This window comes from Streptomyces bambusae (assembly GCF_019400985.1).
Classification (GTDB): domain Bacteria; phylum Actinomycetota; class Actinomycetes; order Streptomycetales; family Streptomycetaceae; genus Streptomyces; species Streptomyces bambusae_A.
On record NZ_WTFF01000001.1, the window covers coordinates 25,133 to 41,236 of the forward strand.

9 protein-coding genes are annotated in these 16,104 nt (G+C 70.8%); 7 read left to right on the top strand and 2 right to left on the bottom strand.

The window, feature by feature from the left end; genetic code table 11:
• Positions 1 to 5: 5 nt before the first annotated feature.
• Both GPJ59_RS00085 and GPJ59_RS00090 read right to left on the bottom strand, forming a co-directional pair.
• The gene (locus GPJ59_RS00085) at positions 6 to 215 is read right to left on the bottom strand and encodes a DUF397 domain-containing protein (RefSeq protein WP_219664041.1); all 210 of its coding nucleotides are present in this window, start codon (positions 213 to 215) and stop codon (positions 6 to 8) included.
• The gene (locus GPJ59_RS00090) at positions 197 to 1,039 is read right to left on the bottom strand and encodes a helix-turn-helix domain-containing protein (protein ID WP_219664101.1); all 843 of its coding nucleotides are present in this window, start codon (positions 1,037 to 1,039) and stop codon (positions 197 to 199) included. Before GPJ59_RS00090 ends, GPJ59_RS00085 begins: the two co-directional genes overlap by 19 nt.
• A gap of 215 nt (positions 1,040 to 1,254) precedes the next feature.
• Between GPJ59_RS00090 and GPJ59_RS00095 the strand changes: the two genes are divergently transcribed.
• The 7 genes from GPJ59_RS00095 to GPJ59_RS00125 all read left to right on the top strand — a co-directional run bounded on the left by GPJ59_RS00095 (position 1,255) and on the right by GPJ59_RS00125 (position 16,077).
• On the top strand, positions 1,255 to 1,524 hold the full coding sequence (locus tag GPJ59_RS00095) for a hypothetical protein (RefSeq protein WP_219664042.1): 270 nt from the start codon (positions 1,255 to 1,257) through the stop codon (positions 1,522 to 1,524).
• A gap of 422 nt (positions 1,525 to 1,946) precedes the next feature.
• Positions 1,947 to 3,833: a DUF2075 domain-containing protein gene (locus tag GPJ59_RS00100; protein ID WP_258023622.1), complete on the top strand. Its 1,887-nt coding sequence runs from the start codon at positions 1,947 to 1,949 to the stop codon at positions 3,831 to 3,833.
• 95 nt (positions 3,834 to 3,928) lie between these two features.
• Positions 3,929 to 7,828 (top strand): BREX-2 system ATPase PglY, encoded by a 3,900-nt coding sequence (gene pglY, locus GPJ59_RS00105; RefSeq protein WP_219664043.1) that lies wholly within the window; start codon positions 3,929 to 3,931, stop codon positions 7,826 to 7,828.
• Entirely contained in the window at positions 7,825 to 10,758 is a 2,934-nt protein-coding gene (gene pglZ / locus GPJ59_RS00110; RefSeq protein WP_219664044.1) for a BREX-2 system phosphatase PglZ, read from the top strand. The genes pglY and pglZ overlap by 4 nt, the downstream gene beginning before the upstream one ends.
• 36 nt (positions 10,759 to 10,794) lie before the next feature.
• Positions 10,795 to 12,540 (top strand): AIPR family protein, encoded by a 1,746-nt coding sequence (locus tag GPJ59_RS00115; protein ID WP_219664045.1) that lies wholly within the window; start codon positions 10,795 to 10,797, stop codon positions 12,538 to 12,540.
• 49 nt (positions 12,541 to 12,589) lie between these two features.
• Positions 12,590 to 13,918 (top strand): BREX system ATP-binding protein BrxD, encoded by a 1,329-nt coding sequence (brxD, locus tag GPJ59_RS00120; protein WP_219664046.1) that lies wholly within the window; start codon positions 12,590 to 12,592, stop codon positions 13,916 to 13,918.
• Entirely contained in the window at positions 13,915 to 16,077 is a 2,163-nt protein-coding gene (locus tag GPJ59_RS00125; RefSeq protein WP_219664047.1) for a DEAD/DEAH box helicase, read from the top strand. Before brxD ends, GPJ59_RS00125 begins: the two co-directional genes overlap by 4 nt.
• Positions 16,078 to 16,104: the final 27 nt, after the last annotated feature.

The following is a 16,104-nucleotide window of genomic DNA, read 5'->3' on the forward strand; positions in this document are numbered from 1 at the left end:
TGGTCTCAGCTGCTCAACTGCCGGTCCCGAAGCGCCGCAACGAAGGAGTTCCAGCCGCTCGCCCCGAACACGATCACCGGGCCGTCCGGAATCTTGGAGTCCCGCACGGGGACGCCAGCAGCAATACCGTCGGCGACCTCGACACACTGGCCACCGTCAGGGTTGCTGTAACTACTCTTCCGCCATGTAACGGCACTCAGCTCGATGGCTCGCACGGTACTTCCTCCAACATGCGCAGGATGAACTTCCGCGACTCGGCGGGGGAAAGCGCCAGGTCACGAACCGCATCGTAGGCGCGCTGCAGACGCTCAACCGACGCGTTTTCCTCAACGAGTTCACCACGGTGAGCGCTCTCCGTGTAGGCCACGGTACGCGCATCCGGCAGCCGCAGGAACATGACGTCGGTACTCACCAAGGCATGTGGCCCAACGCCCAACGGCAGCACCTGGATCGTCACATGCGGCCGGTCGGCCAGTTCCAGCAGGTACTCAAGCTGAGTACGCCACTCACCGGTGTCCAGCAACCCCGCACGCAGCACCGCCTCCGACAGGATCGTCCGGAACCGCGGCGCCTCCTTCCCCTCCAGCAACTCCCGCCGCCCCATGCGGGCCTCAACCTGCTGCGTCAGCTCCGGCTCTGCCATCCCGCCCACAGTCAGCAGCTCCCGCGCGTACCCCGGAGTCTGCAACAACCCAGGCAGCACGCTCACCGCGAAGTGCCACAGGCTCACCGCCTCCGCCTCCAGCGCCATGTACCGCCGGTACTGCTCGCGGAACTGCCGCTGGTCGCCCGCCGCCAGCTCCCACAGCGCCAGCAGCAGCCCCGGCGTCCCGTAGTGCTGGTCCAGGGCCTGGACCACCTCCGGGCCGCCGATGGTCTCGCCCTTCTCCATCTTCCCGAAGAGCGACCAGTCCCACCCCAGCCGCTCCCCCAACTGCCGCAGGCTCGCCCCGCTCCCGGTCCGGAGTATCCGCAGTTCCTCCGCGAACCGCTGGCGCGGTTCCTGGCTGCGGCCGGTGATGACGCGTCGTTGCGGCATGGCGCTCCCCTCCGAGGCGCTGGTGTGGAAGTTGTGGAACCAGTGATCACCTGCGGCGAAGGACAACCACCGCCCGGCGTGCCGGTCCCGTTCCGGATGCATCCTCGTAATGCCCGTACTACGCACCGTAATCCCCCGCACCGATCCGGTTCAGGCGAACGAGCAAGAGACAGACAACTGTCCGCATCCTCCAGATCCCCAGCGACAGGAGAGCCATGTCCGCAACTCCCCCGCAGCAGCCCAAGTTCCTCACGCGCAACACCCGCGCCACGCGAGCCAAGATCAAGGAAGCCGTTGCCGCCCGCGACGCCCTCGCCGTCGCCCTCACCCGGGCCGGCATCCAGCTCCCCGCCATGGACGTCCGTACCCCCTGGCCGAACGAGCGCGAGAGCGGGGCCCCGTACGCGCTCGTGGACCTCGGGGTGTGTTCGGCGCCCGTTGCCCATGCCCTGGCCAAGGTGATCGCGAAGGGTACCGCCGGGTGACGGGCCTACCCGCCGTCCGGCACGAGCCACTCCCCCTCCGGCTCGGCGAGGCCGTACGGGACCGTCGTACCGACCGCGTCGGGCTCGTCGCCGGCCACGACAGGACCGGCGTACGACTCCGGCCGCTCACCGCCGGCCCCGAGTGGACCGCGGACCCCGCCGACATCGAGCCCGTCAGCAGGTGGGAGCGGCTCCTGGCCTGTCTCGCAGAGCTGAATGCCCGCAGCCGCCGCGCACTTTGAGCCACTCCACCCCAGCCACGTGATCACCGCCTGTCCTAGGATGGCCGGACCAATCTCAGCGGCCCGACGGGCTTCCTCGCCGCAGGCGCATACGCATACGCATACGCATACGCGTCCGCGGACACCGACAGGACATGCCCCCACCCGCACGAGTCACTTCGTGCTGCCTGGGGGCAAGTCTTGCTGTTCCGCGAATCCGTGGCGTCCGTGGCCGCCCGCTTCTTCGGCGGTTCGATCGCGGAAGGGGCGCTCGCGCTGATGCTGGCCGAGAACTTCCTGCACGCCCGCGGCCACCGTCCCCACCCCTCGGAGGTCCAGTCCTGGGAGCGCAGCCTCCCGGTGCTCGCGAACACCCTCGTCGAGGCCGGGCTCGGCGACGTCGAGATGATGATCGAGTACGCGCTGCCGCTGACCAGCAAGCGCGCCGACGTGGTTCTGGCCGGCGTGCACCCGGCCACCGGGGAGCCCTCGTACGTGGTCGTCGAGCTCAAGCAGTGGAGCAAGGCGTACCAGGAGGAGAACGACCCGCGGCTCTGCCGCATCGAGGCCTACGCCGACCCCGTGCTGAACCCGATCGAGCAGGTCCGCGCGTACTGCGACTACCTGGTGTCGTTCAACGGGGCCGTCGCCCAGGCCCCCGACTCCGTCACGGGCGTGGCGTATCTGCACAACGCCAAGGATTCCGCCGTCCGCTGGCTGCGCGAGGTGCCGGAGGACGTGCACGGCCGGCTGTTCACCCAGGACCAGCGCAGCTCGTTCCAGGACTACCTGCGGTCCCGGCTGGCCCCGAAGTCCGGTGCGGAGGCCGCCGAGATCCTGCTCAACGCCAAGGTGCGGCCGTCGAAGCAGCTGATGAAGGTCGCGGCCGAGGAGGTCCGCAACCGGGAGCAGTTCGTGCTGCTCGACGAGCAGAAGGTCGCCTACGAGCTGGTCATGTCGGCGGTCCGGAAGGCCAAGCAGGCCAATCACAAGCAGGTGATCGTGGTCACCGGCGGGCCCGGCTCCGGCAAGAGCGTGATCGCCCTGTCCCTCCTCGGCGAGCTGTACCGGCACGGCGTGGCCGCCCTCCACGCGACCGGATCCTCCTCCTTCACCCAGACGATGCGGAAGATCGCGGGAGCGCGGAAGACCGAGGTGAAGAAGCTGTTCATGTACTTCAACAGCTTCATGGAGGCGGAGCCGAACGACCTCGACGTGCTGATCTGCGACGAGGCGCACCGCATTCGGCTGACGTCCGCGAACCGGTACACGAAGGCCGCGCTGCGCACGGGGAGGCCCCAGGTCGCGGAGCTGATCGACGCGGCCCGGGTGCCGGTGTTCCTGCTGGACCAGCACCAGGTGGTGCGTCCGGGAGAGATGGGGACGGTCGAGCAGATCCGGCAGGCCGCGGCGGCGCAGGGCCTGGACTGCACGGTCGTGCCGCTCGACAGCCAGTTCCGGTGCGGTGGCAGTGACGCGTACCTCCACTGGGTGACCAGCCTGCTCGGGCTGGCGGGCGACGGGCCCGTCGTCTGGGAGCCGGACGACAAGGTCCAGCTGCTGACCGTGGACAGTCCGCAGGAGCTGGAGGACTTCCTGACCGCCCGGAAGGCGGAGGGTTACGGCGCACGGATGGCGGCCGGCTACTGCTGGAAGTGGACCACCAACATCACCTCGGAGATGACAGAGCTGCCCGCCGATGTCGTGATCGGCGACTGGGCCAGGCCGTGGAACGTACCCGGCGACCGCTCCCTGTTCGGTCTGCCGCCGCGTGCCCTGTGGGCCACCGAGGAGGCCGGCTTCGGCCAGGTCGGCTGTGTCTACACCGCCCAGGGCTTCGAGTACGACTGGTCCGGGGTGATCATCGGGCCGGACCTGGTCTGGCGTACCGACCGCTGGGTGGTGGACCGTGCCGCTTCGAAGGACCCGATCTTCACCAAGGCGACCACGGACGAGGACATCGACCGGCTGATCCGCAACACGTACAAGGTGCTGCTGACCCGCGGCATGATCGGCACCGTCGTCCACTCCACGGACCCGGAGACCCGGGAGAAGCTGCGCGAGCTGATCCCGCCTGCCCGGGTGTGATCGTCTCTGGCGAGATCGGTCCCGCAATGTCGGACCCACCCCATACGATCGGGTGAGCAGCGCGACGACCGACCCACCGGAGAGTGAGCCCCTACATGGCCCAGCAGCCGCCCCTGCTCCGCGATGTGATCAACATCAAGGAGTCCATCTCGACCTCGGACTTCGTCCTGCAGCTCTCGGAGGCCACCAGCCCCGAGGGTGCCGAGCGGGCGCTGAAGGACTACGTGGTCACCGAGCGGCTGCTGGAGAACTTCGACGAGGCACTGGGGCTGATCAAGGCCGCCCTGGACGGGCACACATCCAAGGCGGCCTACCTCCACGGCTCCTTCGGTTCCGGTAAGTCGCACTTCATGGCCGTGCTGCACGCGCTGCTCAGCGGCAGCCCGGCCGCCCGCGCCAAGGGCGGCTTCGACCCCGTGCTGACCAAGCACGAGTGGCTCGGTACGGACGGCAAGCGGTTCCTGCTCGTGCCGTACCACATGCTGGGGGCGAAGGCCCTGGAGCAGCGGGTCCTCGGCGGGTACGTGACGCACGTGAAGCGGCTGCATCCGGAGGCCGAGACCCCGCAGGTGTACCGGACGGACGCGCTCTTCGACGACATCCGGGCCATGCGCAGCCGGATGGGTGATGACGCCGTCATCGCCGGCCTGGCGGCCGAGGGTGCCGGCGGCGCGGACGAGGACGACGAGTGGGGCGAGTCCTTCGCCTGGACCCCCCAGCTGCTGGACACCGCGCTGGCCGCCGAGGAGGTCCACGAGGCCGCCCAGGGGCTCAACCTGGTCAGCCCGGCGACCCCGGCCGAGCTGCGCGCCCGCCTCGTACAGGACGCGAGCACCAATCTCCTCCCCGGCTTCGCGAAGAACGCCGCCGAGGACGAGCACGGCTTCATCTCCCTCGACGCCGGTCTGTCCGTCATCGCCGAGCACGCCAAGGGCCTCGGGTACGACGGCCTGATCCTGTTCCTCGACGAGCTCATCCTGTGGCTGGCCACGCTCATCCACGACCAGAAGTTCGTCGCCAAGGAAGCCAGCAAGATCACCAATTTCGTGGAGGGCGGCGACGCCCGCCGCGCGATCCCCGTGGTCTCCTTCATCGCCCGCCAGCGCGACCTGCGCGAGCTGGTCGGCGAGGAGGTGTCGGGAGCTGCCGAGTCCTCCATCCAGGACACCCTGAACCTGGCCTCCGGCCGGTTCGACAAGATCACGCTGGAGGACCGCAACCTCCCGCAGGTCGCCCACGCCCGGCTGCTGCAGCCGAAGGACGACGAGGCCGCCGCGCTGGTCCGGGCCGAGTTCGAGAAGACCCGGAAGGTCCGCCAGGAGGTGTGGGACACCCTGCTCGGCTCGGACCGCGGCGCCGACGGGGTCGGGGCCGACGAGGAGAGCTTCCGGCTGACGTACCCGTTCTCGCCGGCGTTCATGGACACGCTGGTGCACGTCTCCTCTGCCCTCCAGCGCAACCGGACCGGTATGAAGCTGATGGGCCAGCTCCTCGCCGACCACCGGGACGAGCTGCGGCTGGGCGACCTGATCCCGGTCGGTGACCTGTACCCGCTGATCACGGCGGGCGGCGACAAGCCCTTCACCGACAGCCTCAAGGTGGTCTTCGAGGCCGCGGACAAGCTGTACCGGACCAAGCTGCGCCCGTACCTGCTGGCCACGCACAACGTGACGGAGGAGGAGGTCGAGCAGTACACCCACCGCCCCGACAGCCTCACCGACCAGGCGCTGCGCGCCCGGGTCAAGCTGTTCGTCGGTGACAACCGGATCATCGGCACCCTGCTGCTCTCCGCGCTCGCGCCGAGCGTTCCCGCCCTCGCCGATCTGACCATCCGCCGGCTGTCGGCTCTCAACTACGGCTCGGTGGTGGCGCCCATCCCGGGTCGCGAGTACGGCATCCTCCAGAACAAGGTGTCCGAGTGGGCGGCCCGTTTCCCGGAGATCGTGGAGACCGGCAGCGAGGCCAACCGGGGCGTCCGCCTGGAGCTGTCCGGCGTCGACGTGGACTCGGTCATCGCGAACGCCAACGTCAATGACAACCCCGGCAACCGCACGGCACTGGCCCGGCGGCTGCTCGCCGACGAGCTCGGCATCACCCAGGGCCAGCTGATCGACGAACTGCCCTTCGTCTGGCGGGGTACGGAGCGCACGGCCGAGGTCGTCTTCGGCAATGTGGCCGACGAGGACGACCTGCCCGACCACGACCTCATGCCCCGGCAGGACGGCCTGTGGCGGATCGTGATCGACCTGCCCTTCGACGAGAGCGAGTACGGGCCGGTCGAGGACCGGGACCGGATGCGCAGGCTGCGCGAGAAGCAGGGCGAGCCGTCGCGGACGGTGGCCTGGCTGCCCACCCACCTTTCGCACCAGCGGTACGCCGACTTCCGGCGCCTGGTCGTGATCGACAGGGCGCTCGCGGACGAGCAGCGCTTCGACGGCCAGTACGCGGGCCATCTGAACGCCGACAACCGCGCCCGCGCCAAGGGCCTGCTGGAGACCCAGCGGGAAACCCTGCTCAAGAACGTCAAGGCCGCCTTCAAGCAGGCCTACGGCCTGGCCGACAAGAAGGCCGCCGACGTGGAGCTCGGGTTCGACGACCACCTGACCTCGCTCCGCGAGGTGGAGGGGCTGACCCTCTCCTTCGGGCAGTCGCTGCGCGACGGCATCCGGCACATCGCCGGGAAGCTGCTGGCGACCCAGTTCCCGGACCACCCCGACCTCGACCCGGAGAACACCGGGACCACGGTCAAGCCGGCCGACGCCCGCAAGGTGTTCACCCACGTCCGGGCCGCGGCCGAGGCGCGGGACGGGCGTGCCGAGGTCCCGGCGGCGGACCGGGCCCTGATGCGGCGGATAGTCGGCCCGCTGCGCCTGGGGCAGCAGAAGGAGGCGTACTTCGAGCTGTCGCAGTTCTGGGCGGACCACTTCCGCCAGCTGGCCCGGGAGCAGGGCGTGACCGGCGACCTCAGCCTGATCACCCTCACCGACTGGACGGACAAGCCGGTGCCGCGCGGCCTGCCCGACTTCCTCGCCCGGCTGGTGGTCGCCTCGTACGCGGAGATGGACGACCGGGTCTGGGTCCGCGAGGGCACCCCGCTCGACCCTGCCCCGGAGCTCACCCAGGTCAAGGAGCGGGACGCCCTGCGCAGCCAGCCCCTGCCTTCGGAGGAGGACTGGGAGGCCGCCCAGCAGCGGTACCGCACCATCTTCGGTGCGCCCGCGCCCACCCTGCGCCGCGGACGCATGGTCAACCAGCTCGCGCGGGAGATCGGCGCGCAGGTGCGCACCTACCAGGGCCCGGCGGACGAGCTGGTGGAGCAGCTGCAGAAGCACGCCTCCTTCCTTCGGCTCGACGAGACCGTGGAGACCGGTCGCCTCGCCATCGCGCGCCGGGCCGTCGACCTCCTCAAGGCCCTCGACCGGACCTCGGGGCACGGCGCCGCCGGGGCGAAGCGGACCGTGGAGGCCCTGGCCGGTTTCGACCTCGGACCGGTCAGTGCGGAACGGCTCGGCAACTCGCTGAAGCAGGCGACGGCGGTGGCCCAGGCTCTGGTCTCGGCCTCGTGGACCACCCTCGACCTGGCCTCCGGTCAGGGGCCGGAGGGGGCCGAGCTCCTCGATTCGCTGCGCAACGTGGCCGCCGAGGCCCAGCTGACGCACGATCTGGTGAAGGCCCTGAACGACGCGAAGGACGCGGTCCTCGCCCTGATCAAGCGGAACCAGGCGGCCGTCACCCCGGCGCCTGCGCCGCAGCCCGTGGCGCCTGCTCCGCGCGCCGATGACGTATCGCTGGTCACGCAGAGCAGCCATCCTCCGGTCCAGGAGGAGAACTCCCCGGCCCGCGGCGGCAGCACCGGCGGGCAGCCGCGCCGGTCGGGCGGGCGCCGGACCACGGCCGCCCGGGCGGTCGCCGAGCTGCAGGCCGAACTGGCCGAGCTGGCGGCCCTCGCGCCGGGCACCACGGTCGAGTTCACGTGGCGGGTCGTCGAAGGATGAGCACGCCACCGACGAGCACGGCACCGACGAGCACGCCCGCGACGGGCACCGTCGCGGTCCGGCTGAACCTGGCGACGATCACGCAGTACCTCTCCTCCCACAGCTCACTGGCCGACTCCCTGAAGGGCGGGAGCCGGCGGCGGGCGGTGCTGCTGCGGTCCGCACCCCAGTGGGACGGGCCTGCCGAGCCGGTCTGGGGTGAGGGCCAGACCGCCCGGATCGTGGCCGCGCCCTCCCCGCTCGCCGTCCACGAGCTGGTCCTCGGCCAGCTCTCGGAGCAGGCGGCCGGGCCGGGCGTGCTGGTCGTGCTCACCGACCGGGAGCAGCACGAGCTCGACCCGGCGATCCTGGCGCGCACCCACAAGAAGCGCATCGATTCGGTGGACAGCTGGGATGTCGTCCGCGACGCGTTCGGCGCGCAGGCCGTGGACAGCCGGCTGCGGTCCGACAACTGGGCCGCCGAGGCCCTGCTGGACGCCACGCCTCCCGGTGGGTGGCCGGCGCTGGCCGGCGGCATGCTCTCGCGGAGGGCCGCACTGTCCTCGCTGACACTGCGACGGCTCCGGCTCGGCCGGTACGCGGAGGACGCGCCGTCCGGTGCCGCCGGTGCGTCGGTGGGCAACGGGCTGGACACGCACACCCTTTTGGGCTGGTCCCTGCTGCCCGGCGGGCCGGAGCGGCTGCTGGAACTGCGCGGACCCGAGCGGTCGGGGCTGGTGGAGTTCCTTGCCGAGGAGGACCAGGCCGGGCTCGCCGGCCGCGCCCTCCTCGGCCTGGTCCTGGCCGAACACGGTGCCGACGCGGTGGCCTTCGGCCTGGTGTGCGCGGCGCTGTGGTGCCATGCCGTACCGGATGCGGCCGTCTACCAGGCCCGCGGGCGGGCGGAGCGCTGGTTCGGGGAGCAGCCCCCGGCCACCGGGGAACAGTTCGACGTGCTCGCCGCAGCCTACGGTCGGGCCGCCGAGGAGTACGTGTCGGCGCTCGCCTCGGCCGCGCGGGTGCGAGGTGGCGGCGCCCAGGCGGAGGAGGCGCGGGAGGCCCGGCGGATCCTCGACACCGTGCTGGACCGGGCCTCGGCCCTGGTCCGCCAGTTCGGGGCAGAGGCTGCCGCGCGGACGAGCCCCGTTCTGCAGGCCGGGCTGGAGGCCGGGTTCACCGCCGTGGGGCGGGCCCTGTCGGAGGGCGATCCGAGCGCCGTGGCCGTGGCGGTCAAGGCGCTGGACGATCATCTGCGGGCCGAAGGCCCGCACACCCTCGCCCGCATCGAGCGGACGCGGATGGCCCAGCGGCTCGCCCGATGGCTGGCCGGCGCGCCCGCTGCCGGCTCGGACACGGTGGCGGCGGCCATAGAGCGCCACCTCACCGAGACCGGGTGGGTCGACCGGGCCGTCGAACACATCGAGGCGGGCGGGGACCCCGATGCGGAGCTGAGGGCGGCGTACGACCGGCTCGCGGACCGGGTGCGCGCCCAGCGGAAGGAGATCGACCGGGACTTCGCCGGTCTGCTGGCCTCCTGGACCGCCGCCGGCAGCCCGCCGAACTCCATGCTGACGGTGGAGACCTTCCTCGACCGGGTGGTGAAACCGGTCGTCCGGAGCGGCGCCGGCCGGCGAGTGCTCTTGGTGGTGCTGGACGGGATGAGCGCCGCCATCGCCACCGAGCTCGGCGAGGAACTGCGGTCCTCCTGGGCGGAGTTCGACCCCCTCGACGAGGGGGATCCGCGTCGGCGCGCCGTCGCGGCCGCGCTGCCCACGGTCACCGCTGTGTGCCGGACCTCGCTCTTCGCGGGGCGGCTGCTCCAGGGCTCGCAGAAGGACGAGAAGCAGCTGTTCCCCGGGCTGTTCAAGCAGTGGGCCGGGGCGCCGGCCGCTGTCTTCCACAAGGACGACCTGCGCGCGGACAGCGCCGGCCACGCCTTCGGTCCGGAGCTGACCGAAGCCCTGACGGACGGCCGGACGCATGTCGCGGTCGTCCTGAACGCGATCGACGACCGGCTGGGCAAGGAGCAGAAGCTCGGCGACGGCGCCTGGCAGGCCTCGCACATCCCGGGGCTGCTCGAGTTGCTCCGGGTGGCGGCGACCGAGGGCATGGCGGTGCTGCTGACCAGTGACCACGGGCATGTGGTCGACCGCCGCGGCGACCCGGTCAAGGCGGCGGCGCCGCTGTCCGCCCGCCACCGGGCGCCGGGCGGGGACACCGCCGCGGCCGAGGTGGTGCTGTCGGGCCCCCGCGTGGTCGCGCCGGAACCCGGTGGATCCATCGTCGCCCTGTGGGACGCCGACTCGCGGTACACGGCTCGTAAGGCCGGCTACCACGGCGGTGCCTCTCTGGCCGAGTTCGCGATCCCCGTGCTCGCCTTCCTGCCGTTCGGGGCCGAACCGCCGGCCGGGTGGCGGGAGCTCGGCAACCGGCGCCCGGCATGGTGGGAGACCGACGGGCAGCCGCCCCTCCGCCCGGCCGCGCCGGCCGTGGAACCGGCACCCGCACCCGCCCGGCCCGTCCGGCAACGGCCGACGAAGGTGCAGGCCGAACTGGCCCAGACCCACGACTCGTTGTTCGAGGTGGCACTGGTCCCTGCACGCGAGGACTCGGCGGCACTGGTCGAGCAGGTCCTCGTATCGCCCGACGATGCGCTGGTGGAGGCCCTCTTCGCAGCCGAGGCGTTCCAGAGCCAGCTGGAGCTCCTCGCCCGGAAGCCACCGAAGGACAAGCTCGACCGGGCGGTCCGTACCCTGCTCGACGCGGGCACCCTCCCGGTGACCGCACTGGCCCAGCGCGTCGGTTACCCGGCGACCCGGGCGGACGGCTTCGCGGCGATCCTGCGTCAGCTCCTCAACTTCGACGGGGTCCAGGTCCTGGAAACCCTGCCGGACGGACGCACAGTTCGGCTTGATTCAGCCTTGCTCAAGATGCAGTTCGATCTAGGCTGACATCCCGTTTGCCGCCGAACCACTGAGCAAGGACGTATGAGCGCCAACGACCGCGTACTGATCAACCAGATGATCGAAGAGAAGCGGAACTCGCGTTCCGTGGCGCTGTCCTTCGATGCGGCCTTCGAGAGGTTCGCCTGCGAGCACGCGCTGCACGGCTTCGGCCTCTCCGAGGAGGAGGTCGAAGCCGGGGTCATCGGCGGCTCCGACGACGGCGGCATCGACGGTGCGTACGTGTTCCTGGGCGGACGGCTGCTGCACGAGGACAGCGAGATCATCCAGCAGCCGTCCGCTGCCGCCCAGATCGACACGGGAACCCAGCTGACGCTGTGGCTCGTCCAGTCCAAGACCTCCTCCGCCTTCTCGGAGACGGCCCTGGACAAGGTCGAGGCGACGTGCGCGAACCTGCTCAACCTCGAGGCGGACGACGCCGACTTCGCGCTCCTCTACTCCCCCGACCTGATCGCCAGGTTCCGGCTGTTCAAGGACGCCCTGAGCCGGCTCCTCACCCGCCATCCGACCGTACTGATCAAGTTCTCCTACGTGACGCGCGGGGAAGCCGGCGAGGTGCACCCCAAGGTCCAGGCCAAGGCGAAGATCCTGGAGGACCGGTTCGACAAGGCCTTCGCGATCTCCCGGGGAGAGGTGGAGTTCCTCGGTCCCGCGGAGCTCTGGAAGCGCGCCAGCACCCGGCCCTCGTACACCCTGGAGCTCCCGTACCGGGAGAGCATCACGCACGGCACCAGCCACATCGCCCTGGTCGCCCTCGGGGACTACATCGAGTTCCTCAGCGACGACAACAAGGTCATCAAATCGCACATCTTCGACTGGAACGTCCGGGACTACCAGGGCGACGTCGAGGTGAACCGGGAAATCACCCAGTCCTTGCGGGACCCTGCGGCGCCCGAGTTCTGGTGGCTCAACAACGGCATCACCATCGTCTGCTCCCAGGCCACCTCGGTGGGCAAGCGGCTCAGCCTCTCCGACGTCCAGATCGTGAACGGGCTGCAGACCTCCTACACCCTGCACCAGACGCTGTCCGCCCGGCACACGGCCGACCCGTCGGAGCCCGTCTTCGACCGGCTGGTGCAGGTCCGCATCCTCGTCACCGCCGACCAGGCCGCCCGTGACGCCGTCATCCGTGCCACCAACCGCCAGACCACCGTCCCGGTTGCCTCGCTGCGCGCCACGGACGACATCCAGCGGCAGATCGAGACGTACTTCCACGAGCACGGCTGGTTCTACGACCGGCGCAAGAACTTCTACCGCAACCAGGGCAAGCCCGCCGACCGCATCGTCAGCATCCCGCTGCTCGCCCAGTCCGTCATGGCCATGGCGCTGGGGCGCCCTGACTACGCACGGGCCCGGCCGTCGAGCCTGCTGAAGTCGGACACGGACTACCAGCGGGTCTTCTCCGAGAAGACCGGGCTGCCGGTCTACCTGTGGCTGGCCCAGGCACAGCGTCGTGTGGACGACTTCCTGCAGGCGCGGCCGGAGCCCATCTCCCGCTCCGAGTACACGAACCTCCACTTCCACCTCGCCATGCTCGGCGCGGTCGATCTGGTGGGCCGGGTGTTCACGCGGCCGGACGCCCTCGCCAATGCGGCACGGGAGGAGGTCTTCCCCACTCCCGCACGCCTGGAATCCCTCTGGACCTCCCTCCACGAGCAGTTCCGGGCGTTCCAGGAAGAGCGGAACTGGGGAGCGGACAAGGCCTCGAAGAGCGCGGAGTTCGTCACCTCCGTGACGGAGAACCTCGGCTACGGCAGCTTCCGCGGGTAGGCGGCGTACGCCCGCAGGGACGATCCGGCACGGATGGGAGAATGCGGGGGTGACCGACCCGCGCTCTTCCACCGTCTCCGCTGCCCGTCGCCGTGCCGCCATCGACGCACTGCGCCGGGGCGCCGTGCCCGAGAACGGGCTGGACCTGCTGGCCACAGGCCTGGACCGGTTCGAGTCCGCCCTCGAGGCCGAGCTGGACGCGGTGGTCTCCGGCGCCTCGGTGTTCAAGGCCGTCCGCGGTGAGTACGGCTCCGGGAAGACCTTCTTCACCCGGTGGCTCGGTGAGCGGGCCAAGCAGCGCGGTTTCGCCGTGGCCGAGATCCAGATCTCGGAGACGGAGACCCCGCTGCACCGGCTGGAGACGGTCTACCGGCGCCTCACCGAGCGGCTGACCACGGCGAGCTTCCCGCCCAGCGCCCTGCGCCCGGTGATCGACGCCTGGTTCTACGCCCTGGAGGAGGACGCGCTCGCACAGGGGGCGACCGAGGACGAACTGGCCGACGCCGTGGAGAAACTGCTGACGGCCCGCCTCAGCGAGGTCTCCCGGCACGCCCCGTCCTTCGCCACCGCACTGCGCGGGTACCGGGCCGCCCTCGCCCAGGGGGACGAGGCCACGGCATCCGCGGTCCTCGCCTGGCTCGGCGGCCAGCCGCACGTGGCCGCAGCCGCCCGCCGGTCCGCCGGCGTACGCGGCGACCTGGACCACTTCGGTGCGCTCGGCTTCCTCCAGGGACTGCTCACCGTGCTGTGCGACTCCGGGCACCGCGGACTGTTCCTGGTACTCGACGAAGTGGAGACCCTGCAGCGGGTCCGCTCCGACGCCCGGGACAAGGCCCTCAACGCGCTGCGCCAGCTCATCGACGAGGTGCATTCCGGGCGCTTCCCCGGCCTCTACCTGATCATCACGGGTACGCCGGCCTTCTACGACGGACAGCAGGGCGTGCAACGGCTGGCCCCGCTCGCCCAGCGGCTCGCCACGGACTTCACCACGGATCCGCGCTTCGACAATCCGCGCGCGGTGCAGCTCCGGCTGCCGGGGTTCACGCAGGACTCCCTGGTGGGTCTCGGGATCACCATCCGCGATCTGTACGCCGCCGGCGCCTCCGCCCCCGACCGGGTGAAGGCCCTGGCGGACGACGGGTACATCGCCGACCTGGCCGGGGCGGTGGGCGGCGCCCTCGGCGGCAAGGTCGGCGTCGCGCCCCGCATCTACCTGAAGAAGCTGGTCGGCGACGTGCTCGACCGCATCGACCAGTTCGAGGACTTCGACCCCCGGCAGCACTACCGGCTGACGGTGTCCAGCGGTGAACTCACCGAGGTGGAGCGGAACCTGGCTGCCGCGGCCTGCGCCGACGAGATCGACCTGGACATCGAGTGACAGTCCACTCCGACCGGCCGGAGGACCGGCACGAACCCGTCGACCGCCTGGACCCGGTCGTCCTGCACCACGTGGTCAACACACTGGGCTGGCCGGACCTGCGGCCCTTGCAGCGGGCGGCGATCGATCCTGTGATGGACGGGCACGACGCGGTGCTGCTGGCCCCCACGGCCGGCGGGAAGACCGAGGCCGCCTGTCTGCCGATCCTGTCCGCCATGTCGGCGCAGAACTGGTCCGGCACGTCGGTGCTCTACCTCTGCCCGCTCAAGGCGCTCCTGAACAACCTGGTGACGCGCATCGACGGCTACGCCCAGTGGCTGGGGCGGAGTGCGGCGCTCTGGCACGGGGACACCAAGGAGTCACAGCGCAACCGGATCCGCACGGGCCGGCCCGACATCCTGCTCACCACGCCGGAATCACTGGAGGCCATGCTCATCGGCGTGAAGACCGACCACGCCCATCTGCTCGGCGGAGTACGGGCAGTCGTCGTGGACGAGGTGCACGCGTTCGCCGGCGACGACCGGGGCTGGCACCTGCTGGCCGTGCTGGAACGCCTGGAGCGGGTGGCGGGCCGCCCCATCCAGCGCATCGGGCTGTCGGCGACCGTAGGCAACCCCGAGCAGCTGCTGACCTGGCTGCAGGGAGCGGGAGCCGGCCGGCGGCCGGGCCGGGTGGTCGCTCCGGGCCTTGCCCCCGCCCAGAAGGAAGGTGCGGCTGCCCCGCCTCCCGGAGAGGTCGAGCTGGACTACGTCGGCTCCCTCGACAACGCCGCCAAGATCATCGCGGCTCTGCACCGCGGCGAGAAGCGACTGGTGTTCTGCGACTCGAGGCGCCAGGTGGAGGAGTTGGGCGCCGCACTGCGGGCCCGCGAGGTCTCCGTGTTCCTCTCCCACGCCTCCCTCTCCGCCGACGAGCGCGCCCGGTCGGAGCAGGCGTTCGCCGAGGCTCGCGACTGCGTGATCGTGTCCACCTCCACCCTCGAACTGGGCATCGACGTGGGCGATCTGGACCGCGTCATCCAGATCGACTCCCCTACCACCGTCGCCTCGTTCCTGCAGCGCATCGGACGTACCGGGCGGCGTCCGGGATCCAGCCGCAACTGCTTGTTCCTCGCCACCCGGAAGGACGCCCTGCTGCAGGCCGCCGGCCTGCTGCTGCTGTGGGGCCGGGGCTGGGTCGAACCCGTGATCCCGCCACCCGAACCGCGCCACCTGGTCGCCCAGCAGCTGCTCGCCGCAACCCTCCAGAAGCACAAGCTGGGGGATCAGCTGTGGATGGACGAGTGGAACGGACTCGCACCGTTTGACCGTTCCGCAGCCCCCGTCCTGCGCCACCTGGTGAGCGAGGGGTTCCTCGACTCCGACGGAGGTCTGCTGTTCATCGGTCCCGAGGCGGAACAGCGTTTCGGCCGCCGTCACTTCATCGAACTGACAGCCTCGTTCACCGCGCCCCCGCAGTTCACCGTACTGTCCGGGCGCACGGAGATCGGCCAGGCCGACCCTTCCGTACTCACCGAGGAACGGCCCGGGCCTCGTCGGCTGCTGCTGGCCGGGCGCAGCTGGCAGGTGACGTACATCGACTGGGGACGCAAGCGCGTGTTCGTCGAACCCGTTGACAGTGGCGGCATCGCCAAGTGGTCCAGCGGCACGCCCACCGGTCTCTCGTACGCGCTCACCCGTGCGATGCGGGACGTCCTGCTCGGCGCCGATCCGCCCGTCTCCCTGACCCGCAGGGCTGCCGCGAGCCTCCAGGAGTGGCGAGACGAGCAAGCCCCTCACACCGTCCATCCCGGCGGGACCCTCATCACCCGCACCGGAGCGGACGTCCGCTGGTGGACCTGGTCCGGCTACCGGACCAACGCCACCCTCGCCGCCACCCTGTCCACGGTCACCGATCCCCTGCAGCGCCCGACCGATTGCTACCTCCGCCTCAGGGAAGACCTGACCTCGGACACATGGCAAGCCGCCAGGGACAGCGCCCGCGCCGCTTCGGCTCTCGTACTGCCCGACGTCGACCAACGGGCGGTGCACGGCCTGAAGTTCGCCGCGGCACTGCCCACCAGACTGGCCACAGCCACACTGGCCGCACGGCTCGCCGACTTCGAGGGAGCACGAGAGACGCTGGCCGAGCCCGTGCGGTTCTCGTCAAATCGCCGATAAGGGGCGGACGCAGTGCGCCTTCGCCCG

What these genes read in the sequence shown, in the direction of transcription:
- GPJ59_RS00115 (WP_219664045.1), top strand. Translation starts at nt 10,795, where the DNA reads ATGAGCGCCAACGACCGCGTACTGATCAACCAGATGATCGAAGAGAAG.
- pglZ (WP_219664044.1), top strand. Translation starts at nt 7,825, where the DNA reads ATGAGCACGCCACCGACGAGCACGGCACCGACGAGCACGCCCGCGACG.
- pglY (WP_219664043.1), top strand. Translation starts at nt 3,929, where the DNA reads ATGGCCCAGCAGCCGCCCCTGCTCCGCGATGTGATCAACATCAAGGAG.
- GPJ59_RS00095 (WP_219664042.1), top strand. Translation starts at nt 1,255, where the DNA reads ATGTCCGCAACTCCCCCGCAGCAGCCCAAGTTCCTCACGCGCAACACC.
- GPJ59_RS00090 (WP_219664101.1), bottom strand. Translation starts at nt 1,039, where the DNA reads ATGCCGCAACGACGCGTCATCACCGGCCGCAGCCAGGAACCGCGCCAG.